Here is a 22,181-nt window from a genome sequence, read left to right as displayed (position 1 = left end):
AGTATAAAGGTTTAGGAGGGTAAAGGGAAATGAGAGAACAAGCAGTAGAAATACTTAATAAATATCTAGATAGTGAACATTTGCTTAAACATTCATATGCAGTTGAAGCAGTTATGAGGGAACTAGGTAAAAAATTAGAGCCAGAAAAAGAAGAAGAATGGGCGATAGCAGGACTTTTACATGATTTGGATTCAGATATGTTAGACTATAAAAATAATCCTGATGAATCAAAATTACATGGTATAAAAGCAGTAGAACTTCTTCAAAAAGAAAAGTTTGGAAATGAATACATATATCAAGCTATAAAGGCTCATAACTATGATAATGAAGTTGAAAGAATAAGCACTATGGATAAGGCAATATATGCGGCAGATCCTATAACAGGATTTATTACAGCGATAGCACTTATATATCCAGATAAAAAAATATCTAGCGTAAAAGTAAAATCAATTACTAAACGTATGAAAGAATTAAAATTTGCGGCGGGCGCAAGTAGAGAAGCAATGAGAAGCATTGAAGAAATAGGCATACCATTCAATGAATTTGCAAAAATATCTTTAGAAGCTATGCAGGGAATAAGTGACAAATTAGGCTTATAATTGACTATATATAATAAATATGATAATATTATCGACATAATATTATTTGAATAATGCTCTGGGTATTACTTTTATCCAGAGCATTTTAAATTTTAAGATGACGGATATCATAAATTATGAAAGTGAGATAAAATATGAGCAAAAAAAAGATATTTAACGGAAAAAGATTAAAAGTTGCAAGAATGTATAGAGGTAAAACAATAGATCAATTAGCTAGTGAAACTAAAATAAATAAGAAAGACCTAATAGCTTTTGAAGAAGAAAAGTACAAGCCAGTTGTTGAAAATGAAATGAAAATATCAAATGCACTAAAGTTCCCAAGAGAGTACTTCTTCCAAAAAGATAGTATAAAGGTATTAGTTGAAAGTACTCACATTAGACCAGAATCACCAATACCAAGAGTAGAAGAAATATCTTATAAAGAAAAATTAGTAATGACTCATAAAATTATATCTTTTATAGAAGGATATATAAAATTCCCAGAAATGAAATTAGCAGACAACTTAAGTAAGTATGATGATATAGAAGAATTAGCTACTAAGGTTAGAAGATATTGGGGATTAGGAGATGGACCTATAGGGAATATGACTACATTACTAGAAGTAAATGGAATAGCAATATCATCTATAAATGTGGATAAAAAAGGATCTATGTCATTTACTCAAAAGCAAAGTATAGATAAGGTAAGTAGATATTTAGTATCTCTAGGAAATGATAGAAAATCAGCAACAATAAGAAATTTTGATTTAGCTTATGAACTAGCATATATAGTATCAACAGAAGCCAACATACCATCTAAAAAATTCTCAAAAGATGAATTTGCATGTGCATTTTTATTACCAAAAGAAACTTTTTGGGCTGATTTAGATAATGTTAATGAATTAGAAGATTACGTAGGATTAAAGAAAAAGTGGATAGTTCCAATATCTGCAATGATTTTAAGAGCGTATACTTTAGGAGCTATAAATTATAAAAAGTATATGTACTTAATGAATGAAATGGATAAAAAGGGATGGTTAAAAACAGAACCATTAGATGAAAATATAAAAGCTACAAGTCCACAATTATTGAAAAAATCTGTGGAAATGTTAATAGATAATAAGATAATGAATGGACAAACTTTAGTGGATAACTTAGGAAACTGTGGATTAAGTATATATCCAGAAGAAATAGAAAGCTTACTAGCTTTAAAAGGTGGGATGATATCACCAAAGAATGCTAAAAAAGATAATGTAACTAAAATAAACTTTAAAAATAGAAAATAATATTTTGCATAACAAAATAACCTCCTTTTAACATACTATATGTATGATTTTAAAGGAGGTTATTTTAATGACTACACATTATACTTTACATGTAATTTAAAATAAAATTTTCTAAAATTCTAAGTTTACTGGATTTTTAAAATCATTAATAGCATTGAATAAATGTATATTATATAATCCACTAAAAACAGTTGCAAATGTAGATAAAGCAAGCGTTAAAATCATTTCTGCGAAATCAATTAATATATATCCTGGTGCAAATACACTTAATGAACATAATAATATAACAACTACTGCAATAGTACCTATTAATAAATTAGATACAAACATCTTCCACTTAAATCCTTTACTAAGCTCTTTAGCATTTTTTAAAACTTCTTTATATGAAAGTTCTGGATTTTTACACATTATGTAGTTTACTGGTGCATATTTTAGACCAATTATAACCCCTGGAATTACAAATAATATAAGACCGAATGTAACTTTTAAAAGGACTATAAAATTAACCTTAATAACTAATCCTAAAGGTGCCCTTTCTATTTTTTCTTTAGACAATATCTCACAAATACTGTGTTGTAAGTAATAATTAGCTACACTAATTAATAATCCTAATATAATTGCTATTATTAAAACAAGAGCAAGTATTACAATTACAAACATTATTATAGCTCCTAATCCAAATGTAAATATATCATCTACAACATTGGTAAATTCTTCGCCAGTTATGTACCCATTCTCTTGATAAATTTCATCTTCTAAGCCTATATTGTTTTCATCATTTGTGTATGAATAATCATAATCAGAGTCTCCAGAAAAATAATCATTACTACTATCATAGATATTAAGACCACCTGACAATATAGCTATTATAATCCCTATTATCCAGATTTTTTTGTTAGTATGTCTTAATGATATAAAACTTTTTTCAAGTAAATTAAATATTTTTATATTTTTCACTCATATCCCTCCTTTTTATTTGATATTTAAGAACTTTATTTTAAAGTATAATATATTTATTATATTATCAGGTTTTTCTACAAAATTATAGTTTTTGAGATATTTTTTTATTTTAAAATCAGATTATTTATGTAACTGTACATTAGGTATAATTTACTGTAACTTGAGTAAATTTATTGCAAACAATATGTTAAATAGTTTATTATCTTTTTATACTAAAAACATTAAAGGGAAGGGGTATTATGTTAAAAATAGCTATTTGCGATGATGAAATAAATATATTAAATAAAACTAAAGCAATAGTAGAAGATTACTTACAATCGAAAGCTCAAATACACACGTACTTAAGTGGTGAAGAGTTAATAAAAGACTATATTAACTTTGATATTGTATTTTTAGATATTGATATGAAAGGCATAAACGGAATAGAGACAGCAAAAAGAATAAGGGAAAAAGATAAGCTTGTAAAAATAATATACGTAACAAACTACACAGATTATACATCATCTGCATTTAGTGTTCATGCATTTGGATATATAGTAAAGCCTGTTTGCGAAAAAGATATACATCATCAATTAGATGAAGCTCTTTCGTATATGAATGAAGAAATAAGTGAAATTTTAGAATTTAATACGACAGAAGGTATTGTAAGAATTGACATAAAAGATATTTATTATTTTGAATATAAGTTAAGAAAGGTAATTATGAAAGCTAAAGACTATTCTTATATTATTAAAGAAAAAATTTCAGATATAGGAAGTAAAATGGAGAAGTATGGTTTTGTAATGCCCCATAAAAGTTTTTCAATAAATTTATATAACGTAAAATCTGTAAAAGGGTATGATATTCATATGATGGATGGTAGTATTATACCTTTATCACAAAAAAAATCTACCCAATTTAGGCAAAGTTTAAATATTTACCTTAGTAATAAAATTGAAAGAAATAGAAGGGGGTAGAGTATAATCGAAAATCATATAAACATATTTGCGTTTATTTTATTACCGATCTTAGGAAATTTCTTTGTAACTTATATTTACTTTTATGTTATGAATAAGTTAGAGAGAAATATTTATAAAAGTAAGATATTTTATATATCAATATATTTAATTTACTCAATTATAGTAACAATGGTATCTTTAATGGGAAATGGGTTTCTTAATATATTAGTCATGACTATAGGAATGATTTTAATAGGACATTTCGGATACAATGATTCGAAGTCATGTAAATTATATTATTTAATATTTTCAGCTGGATTTTTTCTATGTGATGGATTAGCAGCTATACTAACAAGTTTAATAATTCAAACTACTAGTGTATATATTGGAAATACGGCATATTATCCAATAGTACTTGTAATATCAATAAGACTTATGGAATTTATTTATGCAAGGTTTGCAATAGGATTTATGAACAGAAGAAAAATAAGTGGATTAAAGTTTACACAATTTATTGGATTTATGATTATTCCAATATTCAGTATAGTTTATATGTTCACACTTTTAAGCTATATGAAGATATATGCAGGTATAGAAGAAATTGTATTATTCATTATAAATGCAATCATGATATTTATAGTAAATATATATGTAACATACATGTTTGAAAATATATCTAAAAATAATGTACTACAAAATGAAATTAATTTGTATCAGCAACAATCTAAGCTTCAATATAAATACTACGATAATTTAGAAAGAAAATATCAAGATTCAAGAAAATTAGCTCATGATATAAGAAATCATTTAAATACCATTGAAGAACTTCATAAGATTAATGATACAGAAACTGCTAAGCATTATACAGATGATATACATAAGATGTTAAATGAATTAAATCAAAAATACTATACAAGTAACAGAGTATTAAACATAATATTGAACGAAAAGTTTAACTATACCAAAGATAAAGATATAAATATAGAATGTAGAATAGGTGATGTAAATTTAGAATTTATAAGAGATATAGATATAACTACTATATTTGCGAACTTATTAGATAATGCTATTGAAGCAACTAAAGATAAAGGTTATATAAATTTAGATATAAATAAATTTAATGAATTATTAGTAATAAATATATCAAATTCTATAACTACTAAACCAATGCAGAAGAATAAAAAGTTTAAATCGACTAAAGAAAACCACCAAGGCCTTGGAATTGAAAATATAAAAAAATCATTAAAAAAATATGATGGAACTATGCTAATAAACTTTGATGAAAGTGAGTTCAAAGTAAATATTATAATACCAATGTAAAGGTGGGATAAGTATGATTGAAAGTAGTGTTATAGTAAGCTTAGCTGTAAGCACTTTAGTATGTTTTTTAATACCAATAATAAGTTTTATATATTTTGCAAAAAAGCATAAAAAAATACCCAAGAGCTTTCTTGTTGGGATGTTAATATTTTTTATATCACAGATGTTAATTCGGGTACCGATATTAACTTATGTACTTCCTAATATGATGTGGTTTATAAAAATGCAGACAAATCCTTATTTATATGGAATATTCTTAGGATTAACTGCTGGAATATTTGAAGAAGTAGGAAGGTATATAGCCTTCAAATACTTATTAAAAAATAATCATGAGTTTGATGATGGTATATCTTATGGATTTGGACATGGAGGAATAGAGGCAATACTTTTAACTGGAGTATCTTGTTTATCTACATTGATAGTTTGTATTATGATAAATAATGGAACAATAAATGCAGACTCAAGTGAAGCTTTAAGTTTACTTTACAACCAATGTATAAGTTTAACTCCTGGATTAGCACTTGCATCAGGATTTGAAAGAATTAGTGCTATGGCAATTCATATAGGTTTATCTATGATTGTTCTTTATGGAGTTAGGAATAAAAAGATTTTATACTTGTTTATTGCAATACTAGTTCATACATTAGTAAATGCACCGCTGGTTATACTTCCACAAGTTTTTGGCGTTGGAATAGTTGGAGTTGAGAGTTATATATTCATATGTGGATTAGTATTAGCAGGGTTTGCAGTATATTCTAAAAGATTATATAAACAAGATAGTTTATCTAAAAAGATTATAAGTGAGGGAGAAAAATTATGAAGAGAGTAAAATTATTATTAGTAGCACTTTTAACAGGGGTTATATTAGTAGGGTGTAGTAGTTCAAAATTAAGTGATGCATTCGATGAAGCTACTTTAAAATCAAGGGGTCAAGAAGTTGTAAACTTATTTTTAAATGAAGAATTTGATAAAATGATAGAGACAATGAGCGATAAGATGAAGGCGGAATTTAAGCCTGAAGATTTAAAGGTTTCATGGGACTCTTTAAAAGGTAAATTAGGAGAATTCGAAGAGATAAGTAAAGAAGGTGTAGTTGGAATTGAAGGTTATGCGAAAGTTATAGAGATTACAAAGTTTAAAAAGGGAAAAATTCAATTTGAGGTAGTTTACAATGAAAATATGGAGATAGATGGATTCTTTATAAAATAAAAGCAGGAGATACATTATGGGAGAGAATGTAGTGACTTTCATATCAATAATGCCAGTAGTTATAATTTTCATAGGTATGGGAATTTATTCTTTAAAAAGAAAAACTCCAATGCATTTTTGGGCTGGAACTGTAGTAAAGCCAGAAGAAATTAGAGATATAAAATCTTATAATAGAGCAAATGGCATAATGTGGATAGTATATGGATTATCATTTCTTTTATGTATACCATTAGAACTTTTATTTGGGGATATTGGATATATCATCATAGGTATACTTGGTTTACCAGGAGTTATTGCTTTAATTCTTTGCTATAACCATATATATAAAAAGTATAAAAATGATACTAATGTTGAAAAAAATTCGTCTACTAAAAAATATGAAAGAATAGTATTTTCTTTTATTATGTTAGTATGTCTTATACCATGTATAATTTTAGCTACTGTTGATGTAACAGGTGGGCATGAATTAACCATAAAAGATGATAAAGTTAGGATGCAAATGACGTCTTTTAAGATGGGAGATATTAAAAATATTGAACTTTTAGAAGATATAAATATTACAAGTAAAATAACTGGATCTGGTACTTTTATTTATTCTAGAGGTGCATATAATGTTGAGGGTGAAGAAGCAACAGTATACCTTTATAAGGGGAAAAAACCTTATATAAAAATTAAACTTAAAAATGATAAAATTATTTATTATAACGAAAAAAATAGAGAAGATACAGAAAAAACATATAATAAATTATTACAATATATTAAATAAATAACTAATACCTTAAATGCACTTAATTTATTATTAAGTGTATTTTTTTATTAAAAAATTAAATTAGAGAAAAAATAAATTTTATTATATATCCATTTAAACCCAAATAATGACTATTCAAGCCTAATATATAGAATTAAATAGTATTAAATGTTATTCTATTACAGGAATTATTAGAGAACATAAGTTAAAATAATTTAAACTCAAGGTATAGTACAATAAGTAGAATGTATATTACTATTAATTTAAGGTGGTAGAAAAATGAATGACAATAAACTATTTACAGTAAGAACATCTATGGAAAAGAAAGATTATCGTAACTTTCTATATATAGCAATATTTTTAAAAAATAAAATAAAAATTCCAGTTATGATTTTATTTATAGCTTTTTTATCTACACTTCTTGCTTATAGTGAAAATGAATTTTATATAAAAGATTTTTTTATTTATTTTATTATATTAATCATAGTATTCATATTAACTATTATATTTAAGATTGAAGTGAAAATTAAGCAAAGAATTAAAACTGATAAATTAGGCACATTCAACTCACAAGGAATACTAGATTTTTATGAAAGTTTTTTAACTGCAAAGAGTACAGTAATTGAAGGTGAGAGTAAAATTAAGTATGATCAATTTTATAAAGTATTCGAAACTAAAAATTATTTTATTAATTACTTCAATATTGACCAAGCAGCTTTAATAAGAAAAAAAGATATGGAAAATAAAACGATTGAGAGTTTAAGAAATTTATATAAAAATAATATAAAAAATAAATATAAAAGAGTAAAAATTTAAAAAATTAATTATAAATTCAAAGATTAATAAATAATTTTAAAACTAGTAAAATAAATAAGTTAAAGTATATAAAATAAGTATGGATAATTGAAAACTATTATATAATTTAAAGATGATGGATGGCTACTGATAACATATTTAGATATAACAATGTAAGGATAAGATTAAATAAAAAAGGTAAAGTTAAAAACTTTACCTTTATTATTATTATTGAACATTCATAGATTTAAGTATTGCAACTAAATAATCCCAAGTATTTTTAGTCGAAGATATACTTAAATGTTCATTAGGAGTATGAACTTCAAACATGTTAGGTCCTAGAGATATTGCTTCAGCATGTGGCATTTTATCAAGTAATAATCCGCACTCAAGGCCAGCATGTAAAGCCATTATTATAGGTTCTTTACCTGTTAATTCTTTATAAGTATTAAAACATATTTCTTCTAATTTAGACCCTTTAGTATATTCCCAAGCTGGATAATCACTATCTAATTCTAATTTACCGCCTAAAGCATTAGCTAATAAATCCATTCTCTTAGTTATATCTTCTTTTAATGTTTTAACAGAACTTCTAACAGCACATTCAAATGTAATTTCATTTTCTAAAGTTCTAACAACACCTAAATTAGTTGAACTTTCAACTAATCCTTCTATATCCATACTCATAGTTTGGATTCCGTTAGGTATTACATTCATTAATTTTATAACTTTATCTTTAGAATCACATGAGAATACTTTATCTACATTAGTATCAGAACATTCTATAGCTAATCCTGGATCTGATGTAGCAAATTCATTTTTTAATATATTAGTTATTTCACTTATTTGTGACTTAACGTTTTCAACTTCATTTTTATCAACAACTATCACACAGTCAGATTCACGAGGTATTGCATTATTCTTAGAACCACCCTCAACTTTAGCTAAATCATAATTTACATTTAGTAAGTTTAATAATCTCCCCATCAATTTATTAGAGTTTGCTCTTTGTTTTATTATATCCATACCAGAGTGACCACCAAGTAAACCTTTGATTTCAACTAATAAAGCTTGCTTGTTAGAGTCAACGTTTTCAAAAGTTAAAGGAAGTTTTGATGTAGCTGTAGTACCACCAGCACAACTAACTAATAAATGTCCTTCTTCTTCAGAGTCAAGGTTTATTATGTATTTTCCTTTAAGTAAGCTACCATCAAGTGCCATAGCACCAGTCATACCAGCCTCTTCATCAGAAGTAACTAATAATTCAATTGCAGGATGCTCTAAATCATTAGATGCTAATACTGCCATACCCATAGCAACAGCTATACCATTATCTGCTCCTAAAGTAGTTCCAGTTGCATATATAAAATCATCTTCAGTTCTTAATTTTATAGGATCTTTTGTGAAATCATGATCTGTATCTTTATTTTTTTCACATACCATATCCATATGTCCTTGAAGTATTACACCAGGACAGTTTTCAAAACTTTTTGTAGCAGGCTTTCTTATTATTATGTTTAGTGCATTATCTTGTATAGTTTCAAGACCTAATTTTTCACCAAAACTTTTAAGATAGTCACTTATAGCTTTTTCATTTCCAGAACCACGAGGAATTTGAGATATTTCTTCAAAATAATTAAACACAATTTCTGGTTGTAAACCTTTTAATACGTTTTCCATAAATAACACTCCCTTTAATATAATTTCTGCCGTCTGTACTTGTGCGATCGTGCAAGTTACATGAACAAAGTATCTAGTAAATGCTTTATTTTAAATAAATTCTAATACAAACTAGATTAATATACACATATTAAGTAAATAATATACCCAAAAACCTAATTTAAATCACTTAAACTAGATTTTTATAGTACAAATAAACTATGATTATGTATAATATATAAATAGTATAATACAAACTTACATAAAATACACATTAAAATAAATATATACATTAAGGAGGAAGTATGAACGAGAAAGCACTAAGAGTTTTAGAATTCAATAAAGTAATCGACATATTGAAAGAAAAAGCTTCATCTTCTCTAGGTTTAAAATATATAGAAAATTTAACACCAAGCTCTAATTTTGAAGACGTTAAGTATATGCTTAAGGAAACTAGCGAAGCACAAGCGATATATATAAAAAGAGGAAGTATTGGATTACAAGGAATACATGATATAGAAGATAAGGCTAAAAGAGCTGATATAGGGGCATCGCTGGACCCAGGAAGCTTAATTATGATAGCAGATACTTTAAGAGCAGCTAGAACATTAAAAAATAATTTTTCTGGTAGTGATGAAGAAGATTTCAACTATCCAATAATACAATCTCTATCAAATTCTTTATATGCATATAGAGATATAGAAGATGCTATATATAATGCAATAATAAGTGAAATAGAAATATCTGATAATGCATCAAGCACACTAAGGGATTTAAGACGAAGAATAGTACAAAAAAATCAATCTATAAGATCTAAATTAAATTCAATAATAAGCTCTACAACTTATCAAAAATATCTTCAAGATGCAATTATATCTGTAAGAGGAGATAGATTTGTAGTGCCTGTAAAAGCAGAATATAGATCGCAAGTATCAGGTATAGTGCATGACCAATCATCATCAGGAGCCACTTTATTTATAGAGCCTATGAGTATAGTTGATATGAATAATGAATTAAGACAATTAAGACTTTTAGAAAAAGAAGAGATAGAAAGAATTTTAGCTGAGTTATCAGCTATGATTGGAGAAATATCACAAGATTTAATTTCAAATCAAGAGATTTTAGGAAGGCTTGATTTTGCATTTGCAAAAGGAAAATTATCTGTGGGGATGAGAGGTGTTGAGCCTACATTAAACGAAGATAAGTATATAAATATAAGAAATGGTAGACACCCATTACTAGATAAAGACAAAGTTGTACCAAATAGTGTTTATTTAGGTAGAGAATTCCATACATTACTTATAACTGGTCCAAATACAGGTGGTAAAACTGTTACTATCAAAACAGTAGGACTATTTGCACTTATGACTCAAAGTGGATTACATATACCAGCTGATTTTGGAAGTAGTATGTGTGTATATGATAATGTATTTGCTGACATTGGAGATGAACAAAGTATAGAGCAAAGTTTATCAACTTTCTCATCTCATATGACAAATATAGTTTCTATATTAGAAGAAGTAAGTGAGAATTCTTTAGCAATATTTGATGAACTAGGTGCTGGAACAGATCCAGTAGAAGGAGCTGCCCTTGCAATAGCAATATTAGAAGATGTACATATGGCTGGAGCTAATTGTATAGCTACAACTCACTACAGTGAACTTAAAAATTATGCATTAACTACAGAAGGTGTAGAAAATGCAGCAGTAGAATTTGATTTAGAAACATTAAGTCCAACATATAAACTTTTATTAGGAGTGCCAGGAAAATCAAATGCATTTGAAATATCAACAAAGCTAGGTCTTAATTCACATGTAATAACTAGAGCTAAGGAATTTATAAATTCTGATAACATAGCAATAGAAGATGTTCTTCAAAATGTTGAGAAGAATAGGATAAAGGCTGTAAAAGAAAGAGAAGAAGCGGAAAAATTAAAATCTCAAATTGAAAGACTTAAAAATGAATATGAAGAAAAGCTTTCAAAATTATCAGCTAAAAGAGAAAAGCTTATGGAACAAGCAAGAAGTGAAGCATTTAGAGTTACAAGACAAGCAAAAGAAGATGTTGATAATATAATAAAAGAACTAAGAAAGCTAGAAGAAGAAAGAGCTTCAAAAGAAAAGAACCAAAGAATAGAAGAACTTCGAAAAGAATTAACAAATTCTATGGGAAGCCTTCAACCAACTATTAAAAGTATGATAGAACCAAAAGTTGTTACAAAAGAAATAAAAGATTTAAGACAAGGCGAAGAAGTAAAGGTAATAACTCTAAACCAACAAGGTAGTGTTGTATCTGTTGATAATAATAAAAAAGAAGCAGTAGTTCAAATTGGAATAATGAAGATGACTCTTCCATTTAAATCGCTACAAAGAGCAAAACAAGACCCTAAAACAACTGTTACAAAACAAACGAGAAAAATAATTAAATCTAAATCAGGAAATGTAAGAAGTGAGGTAGATTTAAGAGGATTAAATTTAGAAGAAGCTAGAATGGAAGTTGAAAAGTATCTAGATGATGCATATGTAGCAGGTCTTGAAAGTGTTACTGTTATACACGGTATAGGTACAGGAGTATTAAAATCAGGACTTCAAGATGTATTAAAAAGAAATAGACATGTTAAGTCACAAAGGGCCGGAGAATATGGTGAAGGTGGAGCCGGTGTTACAATAGTCAAATTAAAATAAATATAAGAGGTTGTTACTATGATAGCAGTATCAGCATGCTTACTTGGAATAAATTGTAAGTACAACGGTAATAATAATGAGAATGAAAAAGTAGTTAATTATTTAAAAAATAAAAAGTTTGTATTAATTTGCCCAGAACAATTAGGAGGGCTTTCTACTCCTAGAAATCCAGCAGAAATAATAAATGGTGATGGGTATAATGCAATAAATAATGAATCTAAAATAGTTGATAAAAATAATAGAGATGTAAGTAGCGAATTTATAAAAGGCGCTAATGAGTCTTTAAAAATAGCTAAAATATATGGATGTAGGGAAGCTATATTAAAAGAAGGAAGTCCGTCTTGTGGATGTAATTTTATATATGATGGAAGTTTTTCAGGTAAAAAAATAAATGGTGTAGGAATTACTACAGCATTATTTAGAAAAAACGGAATAAAAGTAATTAGTGAAACAGAATTATAATTTGATTTTATCATGCTTATAATTAAGTAATTTAAATTAATATACTTAGATTTCAAAATATAACTATGAAAAATGCCAAATAGCTTGAAAAAACTCAGAAATTGATTTACCATAAAATAATAAGAATAAGAGAGGAGAAATAACATGCAAGATTTTAAAATAGCAATAGCAAATTGCCTAAAAGAGAAAATAGAAGATTTATCTGTAGAAGAGATAATAGCATTAATAGAAATACCACCAAATAAAGATATGGGAGACTACGCTTTTCCTTGTTTCAAATTAGCAAAAGTATTTAGAAAAGCTCCTAATATGATAGCAGCTGAGTTATGCGAAACATTAGACGCTCAAGGTGCTATATCAAAGATAATACCATTAGGCGGATATGTTAATTTCTTCGTTAACAAATCTCAATTAGCAGAAAGTGTTATAAAAGATGTATTAACACAAAAAGAAAACTATGGGCGCAGTGAAGTAGGAAAAGACGAAAATGTTATAGTTGAGTTCTCATCTCCAAATATTGCTAAGCCTTTCCATATAGGACATATAAGAACTACAGTAATAGGAAATGCTCTATACAAAATGTATGAATCTCAAGGATACAATACAACAAGAATAAACCATCTAGGTGATTATGGTACTCAATTTGGTAAGCTTATAGTTGCTTTCAAAAAATGGGGAAATAAAGAAGTAGTAGAGTCAAATCCAATACCAGAATTATTAAAATTATACATACAATTCCATGATGAAGCTGAAGCTCATCCAGAAATGGAAGATGAAGCAAGAGCATGGTTCACTAAACTAGAAAATGGTGATGAAGAAGCTACTCAGTTATGGCAATGGTTCAGAGATGAGAGTTTAAAAGAATTCAATAGAGTTTATGATTTATTAGATATAGAATTTGACTCTTTAGCAGGTGAAAGTTTCTATTCAGATAAAATGCCTAGAGTAATAGAGATGTTAGAAGAAAAAAATCTTTTAAAAGAATCTAAGGGTGCTAGAATAGTAGACTTAGAAGATTATAAAATGCCACCGGCACTTATAACTAAAAATGATGGTTCAACATTATACATGACAAGAGATTTAGCAGCTGCTATATATAGACATGAAACTTATAACTTTGATAAGTGTGTGTATGTAGTTGGTACTCAACAAAACTTACACTTTGAACAATGGTTTAAAGTTATAGAGCTTATGGGATTTGAATGGGCTAAAGACTTAGTTCACGTTGGATTTGGTATGGTTGCACTTGAAAATGGAACTATGTCTACAAGAAAAGGTAGAGTAGTCTTCTTAGAAGATGTATTAAATCAAGCGATAGATAAGACTAAAGAAACAATACTTGCTAAAAACCCAAATGCTTTAAATGTTGATACAATAGCTAAGCAAGTAGGTGTTGGGGCAGTAGTGTTCCAAGAATTATCTAATAGTAGAATAAAAGATTACACATTCTCATGGGATAGAACATTAAGCTTTGATGGAGAAACAGGTCCATACGTTCAATATACTCATGCTAGATGTTGTGCAGTACTTAGAAAATCTAATGAAGAAGTTACAACAGATATAAATTATGACTTATTAAATGATGTAGATAGCGCAGAAGTTTTAAAAGTTATAGCATCTTTCAATAAGTGTATACTTGCAGGACTTAGAAAAAATGAACCGCATGTAATAACTAGATTTGTATTAGATTTAGCTCAAGCATTCAATAAATTCTATCATGACAATCCAATATTAGTTGATGATGTTGAAGTAAGAAAAGCAAGACTTGCTTTAGTTGAAGCAACTAGACAATCTTTAGAAAATGGTCTGAAGTTACTTGGAATGCATGCACCAGAAAGAATGTAATAATATAAAAAATATGGGGGATGTCGAAAACTGATACTTTACATCTAAAAATGTAATATCGTATAATGATAGTATATAGTAGAAAACAGATATCTTGTACACTACTATTCCCCAGAATAAATGACAGCTTAATGCTGTCTCTTTTTTTTAAAAAGAGTTATAATTATAGACAAGCTACTTAAATACAAGTATATTAAATATGGTAGTTGATAAAAATAATTATTATAGAGTATTACACGAGGAAGGTAATATTGATGAAAGATAACATAATAAAAGATGCCTATACTTTTGCATTTGATATGGGCGATAAAAGCTTAAAAGATTTAATTATAATAAATACAAAATGTTTAGTTGATGATGAGAAGCAAAGATATGTTTATATAGATAATACAAGATTAAAAGATGAATTAATTTATTTTAGATTTTATGGAGAAAAAATAGAGTATAATAATATATTAAATATACTACTACCAGTAATACTTTCAAATACAAATATAAAGAAAAGTGAAGATGAGGTAGTTGGCTTAATTCAAAAGTATATAAAATATCTTAAAAAAGAAGACTTTGCATTTGATTATATATTGGGTTCGGTTTTATATAATATAATAGTTCAAAAGATTATAGAAAATAAAAATATAGAATATAGTGAATTACTTCAAATTATGAAGGAAAGAATTATAGAATTCTCAATAGAATTAGATAAAGTCAATACTATTAAATTTCAAATGGAAAGAATTAAGATTATACAAGAAATTGATAAGTATATAGATTTAAAAGCTGAAAACTATAATGATGAAAAGATAGTAGGTAGTTTATTAAACATATTATATGATATTTATATAGAAGATAGAGAAGTGCCTAACGATGGAATTAAAAGTATAAAAAAATCTATACTATCTATATTAGGTGAAAAAACAAATAATGATATAGACAATATAGATTTTATTTTATCAATGTCAGAGTACATTTGCAAATTGAGAAATTATAAAATCAATAAAAAAATGTATGATAAAAATGTAGATCCACGCAACTTAATCAGCCTTAATGAAGGAGATATAGTAATAGATCCTATACTTAACCAAATAACAGTTATATCAAAAGAATTTAGTAACAATATACTAAAGATAGACGTAAAATCTAAATCAGGTATATACTCGTTAAAATTCAAAAAATCTTAAGTTATTAGTTAGTAGATTCTAAATAATTTACGAATTCTTCTTCAGTAGTATCAGTTAAAAAACATAGTTCTTTTACGATACTATTTCTAAGCTCTAGAAAATCTTCAAGGCCTGTGTTTTCATTAGTATATTCTAATGCCTTTACAATAAGTAATAAATCTCTTTTAGATAAAGCGTTGATAGACACTTGGTCAATTAATCCCATAAAAAACTTCCTTTCTAATCATATATACTTAATACTAATATTCTACAAAAAATATGTAAAAACCTTCTATTAAAAAATAATTTGATAAGATATTACATATACTATTTTAACCTAAAAAGCATACAAAAATATATAACAATATAAAAAGAGGTGAAATAATTGAAAATATTATTAACAACACTTAACTCTAAGTTTATACATACAAATTTAGCTATAAGATATCTAAAAGAATTTGTAAAAGACTTAGTAGAAGTAGATTTAAAAGAATATACAATAAATAATGATTTAGATTATATCTTAAAAGATATACATAAGAACGATTATGATATAATATTATTTTCTACATATATATGGAACGTAAATGATATAGTAAAACTTTGTGATAACATAAAAAAAGTTAAACCAAATACTAAAATAGCTTTAGGTGGACCGGAAGTAACTTATGATAGTGAATGTTCTATGAGAAACTATCCTTTTGTAGATTATATACTATGTGGAGAAGGCGAACTTGTATTTAGAGATTTGGTAATGTATTTACAAGGAAACATGGATATATGTGATGTTGAAGGGATAGTTTACAGAGACGGTAATAATATAATAACTAATAGACCTAAAGCATTACTTGAAAATCTAGATGAAATACCTAGCCCTTATGAAAATTTAGACCCAACTGAATATGAAAATAGAATTGTTTATTATGAAACATCAAGAGGATGTCCGTTTAACTGTCAATACTGCTTATCTTCAACTTTAAAGGGATTAAGATATTTCAGTATAGAGAGAGTAAAAAAAGATTTAAAAGCTTTAATAGATGCAAGAGTATCTCAAATAAAGTTTATAGATAGAACTTTTAATGCAAATAAAGAATTTGCAAAAGAAATTATGAACTTCCTTATGGAAAATGATAATGACTATACTACATATCACTTTGAAGTTACAGCACATTTATTAGACGATGATATACTAGATTTCCTAGCAGATTGTAAAGAAGGTCTTTTCCAATTTGAAATAGGTGTCCAAACTACTAATGAAAAAGTTTTAGAAGAAGTAGGAAGAAGAGATGATTTTAAAAAGTTATCGTATGTAGTTCAAAAGGTAGCTTCATATAGAAACATACATCAACACTTGGATTTAATAGCAGGACTTCCATATGAAGATTATTCAAGTTTTGAAAAATCGTTTAATGATGTATTTAATTTAGGTATAGAACATTTACAATTAGGTTTCTTAAAAATGATAAAAGGGACAGGTGTAAGAGATCGAGCTGAAAAACACGGATATAGATACAAAGACTATCCCCCATATGAAGTTTTATATAATGATTATATAAGTTACTCACAAATACTAAAGCTAAAAGATATAGAAGAAATATTAGAAAGATACTACAACTCTAAAAACTTTGTATTATCTATGAGATACATAATCTTTAACTATTATAGTGAGAGTCCATTTAAATTCTTTGAAGAGTTTGCTACATACTTTGATGAAAATGGATACTTCGATATGGCACAAGGTAAAAATCAGTTATATAAAATATTATTAGATTTTTATAATGATAAAATAAATATAAATAATGATATGTTTAATGATATATTAAAGTATGACTACATATCACTAGGAAAGACATCTAATATTCCACAATTCTTTAATAAATTAGAGTTAGAAGACTTTAAAAATAGATGTCACTTATTCTTACAAAATGAAGAAAATATATTAAAATATATACCTAGGTTTGAAAATAAACCAGCAAAACATATAATAAAATATGTTCACTTTGAACCTTTTAACTTTGATATTCTAAAATTAAAAAATGATATCAAAGCTAATATAGAGAAAAAGGATAATGTAGTACTATTTGTATATGATGATAAAAAGATATTTGAAAAATCAAAAGCATATAGTATAGATTTATAAGAAGGAGAATAGCATGAACTTTAAAATAGAAAAATACTTATTAAAAAAAGCAGAAGAATTGGCATTTATAACTATTAAACATGATGGAGAATTTCAAGTAGAAGGATATAATATACCAAAGGGTGGTTTAGATGTACCTATAAAGAATGAGGTATTAGTAAAAGGTATAAAAGAAAAAACTGCACAAGATAATATAAATGCAATGTCTATAGCAGATGCAATGATATTTATAATGGGTATAGACAGCAAGTTTAAGCATAATGAAGAATATGTAAAGTTCCTAAATGCTTTCAAGGAAAAAATAAATTTAGATTTAAGAGCTTATATGGGATATATGTCTAGAAAATATTTTGATATTGGAGAATACACAGATTCTCTAATATACTTAAAAACTCTTATAACTATGTACCCTGAAGATATAGAAGGTTTATATCACTATGCTATAGTGTGCCAAGAAGTAGCTCAAAAGTATCAAAAGGATATGGAAAATGATGCGATGAATATGTTTTTACTTGAAGCACTGTCTAAGTTAGAACGTGTAATTCAATTAGATGAAGGATTCTCACTTGGATATTATCATCTAGGATATCATTACTATAACCAAGGTCAATATGTAAAAGCTAAGGTAATATGGGAAGAATCTTTAAAATTAGGATTAGATCCAGAATTAGTTAGTGAAGTACAAGAAAATATAGGTAAAATGGATTTTAAGGTTCAATATGAAGAAGGATATAGTTTAGTATTCCAAGGAAAAAATGAAGAAGGCTTAGAAAAATTATTACCTCTTGAAGAAGACCATTCAGATTGGTGGAATTTACTATTTATGATAGGCTTAGCTTATAAAAATATGAATGAGATAGAACAAGCTAAAAAGTATTTTGAAAAAATACTATTAATAAAACCACATCAAGTAGATGCTATGGTGGAATTAGGTCTTTGCGAAGCTGAAACTTTTAATATAGAAAAGGCAATAGAGCATTTTGAAACAGCAGCTAAAATAAAAGAAGACCCGGAGATATTATGTAATTTAGGTATGGCATACTTAAATAACAATGAATTAGATGATGCTATATACTATATAGAAAGAGCGTATGAATTAGACCCACAAGATGAAATAACAGTAGCTTGCTTAAGAGAATTAGACAAGTATAGATAAATTTAAAAAAGACTTCCTTAAAGGAAGTCTTTTTTGGTATATTTGTGCTATGATTTAAATAAGTATTAAAATAAGGGGGGCTTAATATGATAAAAAAACTAGACGACATATTAGAGAATCTTAAGGGCAGTGAAAAAGTTATACTTTCTGTTGCAGCAGCACATGACGAGGAAGTTTTAATTGCAGTAAAAGATGCAGTTGAAAAAGGTATAATAAAACCTATATTAGTTGGAGATGAGGAAAAAATAAATTATATATCTAATAAAATAGATTTTAATTTAGATGATATAAAAATAATAAACTCCAATGATATAGAAGAAAGTTCTAAAATTGCAGTACAGTTAGTATCTAATAAAGAAGCAGACTTCATAATGAAAGGATTATTAGACACTTCAATACTTTTAAAGTCAGTTTTAAATAAAGACTATGGTCTTAGGACTGATAGTTTATTAAGCCATGTGATGATATATGAGTTAAATAATTATCACAAATTACTATTGTTAACTGATGGAGGAATGAATATATCTCCAGATTACAACCAAAAGGAAAAAATACTTAAAAATTCTGTACAAGCAGCTCAATCTCTAGGGATGGAAACTATTAAAGTAGCATGTCTAGCAGCCAAAGAAAAAGTAAATCCTAAAATGCAAGCAACTATAGATGCAGATTTATTGGTAAAAGCATCTAATGAAGGGGTATTTGGAAAAAATGTAATTGTTGAAGGGCCATTAGCATTTGACATTGCAGTTTCTAAAGAAGCAAGTGAAGTAAAAGGGGTAAATAGTGACGTATCAGGAGAAGCAGATATACTACTAGTTCCAACTATTGAAGTAGGAAATGGAATAGGTAAGTCATTTACATATATGGCAAATGCAAAGTCAGCAGGAATAGTCATGGGAGCCAAAGCTCCAATAGTATTAGTATCAAGAGCAGATAACCATGAATCAAAGTTATATTCTATTGCGTATGGAGCTTTAATAGCTAAAAATATAAAGGAATATTAACATTTAATATATAATTTTATAGTAACATTAATTTGTTAAAAATATATTTAAAAAAACACCAAATTAATAAAATTTAGTATATAATCAAAGTAGAGATTGTATAATTTTTTACTTTTCAATAGACATAATTTTTTATCACCTGGGATTAAAAAATCAAAAAAAGGGGATAGAGATATGGATAAAAAAATGTTAACCATTGACCTAAACAGCCAGGTATTACTAGATAAGGCTGAAAAAGATGGCGTAGAGACTATGTACGATAGAAAATTAGCAATGAAAGCTCAATGTGGATTTGGTCTTCAAGGAAACTGCTGTAGAATATGTGGTATGGGCCCATGTAGAATAACACCAAAAACACCAAGAGGTTTATGTGGAGCTGATGAACATGTTATAGTAGGTAGAAACTTTGCGAGAATGTGTGCTGGGGGAACTGCTGCACATTCAGACCATGCTAGAGATATAGCTCATACTATGGCTTTAACAAGCAGAGATGGTAACTATAAAATTAAAGATGAAGAGAAATTAATAATATTAGCAAAGGAATGGGATGTAGAAACAGAAGGCAGAGATATCTATGATATAGCTCATGAAGTTGCTGATATAGCATTAATGGAATTTGGTAAGCCTCATGGAGTAGCAAGATTCTTAAAAAATGCTCCAGAACCAAGACAAAAAATATGGAAAGACCTTGGAATAGAACCAAGAGCAATAGATAGAGAAATAGCAACTATAATGCATTCAACTCATATAGGATGTACTGGAGATATAGATAGTTTAATCCACATGTCATTAAGAACTGCATTAGCAGATGGATGGGTTGGATCTATGATAGGTACTAGATTTAGTGATATCTTATTTGGAACACCAACAATAAGAGAAACTGAAGCCAATTTAGGAGTTTTAGAAGAAAATAAAGTAAATATAATATTACATGGTCATGAGCCCTCATTATCAGAAATGATAGTTTTAGCATCAGAAGACCCAGAGTTAGTAGCATTAGCTAAAGAAATGGGTGCAGATGGAATAAACTTAGCAGGTATGTGCTGTACAGGTAATGAAGTTACAATGAGACATGGCGTTAAAACAGCTGGAGACTTCCACCAACAAGAACTTGCAATAGTTACAGGTGCAGTTGAAGCTATGATAGTTGACGTTCAATGTATATTCCCAGCATTAGCAAAAGTAGCTGATTGCTATCACACAAAATTCATAACAACATCTCCAAAAGCTAAGATAGCAAACTCAACATATATGGAATTCTCAGAAGAAACTGCATATGAAGATGGATACAGAATAGTTAAAGAAGCTGTATTAAACTTTAAAAACAGAGATAAATCAAAAGTACTTATACCAGAATTAAAATCAAAAGCAACAGTTGGATTTAGTACAGATGCGATACTAGGTCAATTAGATAGAGTTGTAAACTCTCACATAGATCCAGCAGGAACACTTAAACCTTTAGCTGATTGTTTAAAATCAGGGGTATTAAGAGGAGCAGTAGGAGTAGTTGGATGTAATAATGCTAAAGGAGTTTCAAACTTAGCACATGTAACAATAATGAAAGAACTTATTAAAAATGACATACTTGTAGTTACTACAGGATGTGGTGCATCAGCAGCGGCTAAATTTGGTTTAATGACTAAGGAAGCTAGAAAACTTGCAGGTAAAGGTCTTGCAACAGTTTGTGAATTAGTAGATATACCACCAGTACTACACTTAGGTTCTTGTGTTGACTGTAGCCGTATATTAGAAGTAGTAGGTGGAACTGCTAAATACTTAGACATGGATATGTCTGATCTTCCAGTAGCAGGGGTAGCACCAGAATGGATGTCTGAAAAAGCGGTAGCTATAGGAACTTATGTTGTAGCATCTGGTATAGACACATACTTAGGTATAATGCCTCCAGTTACAGGTTCATCAAGAGCTGTAGAGATACTATGTGGAGAATTACAAGATATGGTAGGAGCTAAATTCACAGTTAATGATAACCCACAAGAATTAGCAGCTACAATAATATCAGATATAGAAAAGAAACGTGTTCATTTTGAAAAATTAGTAGAAGGAAAAATGAGTGTACCAGCAGAAGCTTAAAACAAAATTAATATAGATAAGAAAACTAGGCATACAACTTTGAAAAGTTAGTATTAGATTTAATTAGTTCAATAGAAGAACTCGCTATAGTTTTATTTTAATGTAAAAATAAAACTATAGTTAAGAATAAAGCAAACGATTTCAATTAA

19 protein-coding genes are annotated in these 22,181 nt (G+C 27.6%); 16 read left to right on the top strand and 3 right to left on the bottom strand.

Annotation, left to right across the window (positions count from 1 at the left end; all coding sequences use genetic code 11):
• The first annotated feature begins 29 nt into the window (after positions 1–29).
• Together BN899_RS14840 and BN899_RS14835 are read left to right on the top strand one after the other, a co-directional pair.
• The gene (locus BN899_RS14840; protein WP_042276996.1) at positions 30–599 is read left to right on the top strand and encodes an HD domain-containing protein; all 570 of its coding nucleotides are present in this window, start codon (positions 30–32) and stop codon (positions 597–599) included.
• A gap of 134 nt (positions 600–733) precedes the next feature.
• Entirely contained in the window at positions 734–1,864 is a 1,131-nt protein-coding gene (locus tag BN899_RS14835; protein WP_042276993.1) for an XRE family transcriptional regulator, read from the top strand.
• A 111-nt stretch (positions 1,865–1,975) separates the two neighbouring features.
• Here the strand turns inward: BN899_RS14835 and BN899_RS14830 are convergent, their stop codons facing one another.
• Positions 1,976–2,821, bottom strand: a complete 846-nt coding sequence (locus tag BN899_RS14830; protein WP_052356874.1) for a DUF975 family protein — start codon at positions 2,819–2,821, stop codon at positions 1,976–1,978.
• A 242-nt stretch (positions 2,822–3,063) separates the two neighbouring features.
• On the opposite strand from BN899_RS14830, the gene BN899_RS14825 reads away from it, so the two are divergent.
• From BN899_RS14825 to BN899_RS14800, 6 genes are all read left to right on the top strand, one after another.
• Positions 3,064–3,780, top strand: a complete 717-nt coding sequence (locus tag BN899_RS14825; protein ID WP_042276991.1) for a LytR/AlgR family response regulator transcription factor — start codon at positions 3,064–3,066, stop codon at positions 3,778–3,780.
• 90 nt (positions 3,781–3,870) lie between these two features.
• Positions 3,871–5,082, top strand: coding sequence for a sensor histidine kinase (locus tag BN899_RS14820; protein WP_052356873.1), 1,212 nt, complete (start codon positions 3,871–3,873; stop codon positions 5,080–5,082).
• A gap of 13 nt (positions 5,083–5,095) precedes the next feature.
• Entirely contained in the window at positions 5,096–5,902 is an 807-nt protein-coding gene (locus BN899_RS14815; protein ID WP_052356872.1) for a YhfC family intramembrane metalloprotease, read from the top strand.
• On the top strand, positions 5,899–6,291 hold the full coding sequence (locus BN899_RS14810) for a DUF3887 domain-containing protein (protein ID WP_042276986.1): 393 nt from the start codon (positions 5,899–5,901) through the stop codon (positions 6,289–6,291). Before BN899_RS14815 ends, BN899_RS14810 begins: the two co-directional genes overlap by 4 nt.
• A 16-nt stretch (positions 6,292–6,307) precedes the next feature.
• Positions 6,308–7,057, top strand: a complete 750-nt coding sequence (locus BN899_RS19360; protein ID WP_071162454.1) for a hypothetical protein — start codon at positions 6,308–6,310, stop codon at positions 7,055–7,057.
• A 261-nt stretch (positions 7,058–7,318) separates the two neighbouring features.
• On the top strand, positions 7,319–7,855 hold the full coding sequence (locus BN899_RS14800) for a YcxB family protein (protein ID WP_042276984.1): 537 nt from the start codon (positions 7,319–7,321) through the stop codon (positions 7,853–7,855).
• A 207-nt stretch (positions 7,856–8,062) separates the two neighbouring features.
• Here the strand turns inward: BN899_RS14800 and BN899_RS14795 are convergent, their stop codons facing one another.
• Complete coding sequence (locus BN899_RS14795) at positions 8,063–9,514, bottom strand: aminoacyl-histidine dipeptidase (protein ID WP_042276982.1); 1,452 nt, start codon at positions 9,512–9,514, stop codon at positions 8,063–8,065.
• Between the two features lie 284 nt (positions 9,515–9,798).
• Between BN899_RS14795 and BN899_RS14790 the strand changes: the two genes are divergently transcribed.
• The 4 genes from BN899_RS14790 to BN899_RS14775 all read left to right on the top strand — a co-directional run bounded on the left by BN899_RS14790 (position 9,799) and on the right by BN899_RS14775 (position 15,662).
• Positions 9,799–12,177, top strand: a complete 2,379-nt coding sequence (locus BN899_RS14790; RefSeq protein WP_042276981.1) for an endonuclease MutS2 — start codon at positions 9,799–9,801, stop codon at positions 12,175–12,177.
• 18 nt (positions 12,178–12,195) lie between these two features.
• A complete protein-coding gene (locus tag BN899_RS14785; RefSeq protein ID WP_042276979.1) occupies positions 12,196–12,639 on the top strand; it encodes a DUF523 domain-containing protein in 444 nt (147 codons plus the stop codon).
• Positions 12,640–12,783: 144 nt separating this feature from the next.
• Positions 12,784–14,484, top strand: coding sequence for an arginine--tRNA ligase (gene argS, locus BN899_RS14780; RefSeq protein ID WP_042276976.1), 1,701 nt, complete (start codon positions 12,784–12,786; stop codon positions 14,482–14,484).
• Positions 14,485–14,738: 254 nt separating this feature from the next.
• Positions 14,739–15,662, top strand: a complete 924-nt coding sequence (locus BN899_RS14775; protein ID WP_042276972.1) for a hypothetical protein — start codon at positions 14,739–14,741, stop codon at positions 15,660–15,662.
• Between the two features lie 4 nt (positions 15,663–15,666).
• Here BN899_RS14775 and BN899_RS14770 read toward each other — a convergent pair whose 3' ends face one another.
• Positions 15,667–15,867 carry a hypothetical protein gene (locus BN899_RS14770; protein WP_042276969.1) on the bottom strand — a complete coding sequence of 67 codons (201 nt, stop codon included), beginning with the start codon at positions 15,865–15,867 and terminating at the stop codon, positions 15,667–15,669.
• Between the two features lie 159 nt (positions 15,868–16,026).
• Here BN899_RS14770 and BN899_RS14765 point away from each other — a divergent pair, with 159 nt between their 5' ends.
• From BN899_RS14765 to cooS, 4 genes are all read left to right on the top strand, one after another.
• The gene (locus BN899_RS14765) at positions 16,027–17,781 is read left to right on the top strand and encodes a B12-binding domain-containing radical SAM protein (RefSeq protein WP_042276966.1); all 1,755 of its coding nucleotides are present in this window, start codon (positions 16,027–16,029) and stop codon (positions 17,779–17,781) included.
• A gap of 13 nt (positions 17,782–17,794) precedes the next feature.
• Positions 17,795–18,937 (top strand): tetratricopeptide repeat protein, encoded by a 1,143-nt coding sequence (locus BN899_RS14760; protein WP_042276964.1) that lies wholly within the window; start codon positions 17,795–17,797, stop codon positions 18,935–18,937.
• A gap of 86 nt (positions 18,938–19,023) precedes the next feature.
• On the top strand, positions 19,024–19,941 hold the full coding sequence (locus tag BN899_RS14755; protein WP_042276962.1) for a bifunctional enoyl-CoA hydratase/phosphate acetyltransferase: 918 nt from the start codon (positions 19,024–19,026) through the stop codon (positions 19,939–19,941).
• Between the two features lie 174 nt (positions 19,942–20,115).
• The gene (gene cooS / locus BN899_RS14750; protein WP_042276960.1) at positions 20,116–22,032 is read left to right on the top strand and encodes an anaerobic carbon-monoxide dehydrogenase catalytic subunit; all 1,917 of its coding nucleotides are present in this window, start codon (positions 20,116–20,118) and stop codon (positions 22,030–22,032) included.
• The last annotated feature ends 149 nt before the right edge of the window (positions 22,033–22,181 follow it).

Source organism: Faecalimicrobium dakarense, assembly GCF_000499525.1.
Classification (GTDB): Bacteria; Bacillota; Clostridia; order Peptostreptococcales; family Peptostreptococcaceae; genus Faecalimicrobium; species Faecalimicrobium dakarense.
The sequence above is the reverse complement of the archived record's forward strand: the minus strand, read 5'-3'. Positions and strand labels throughout refer to the sequence as shown.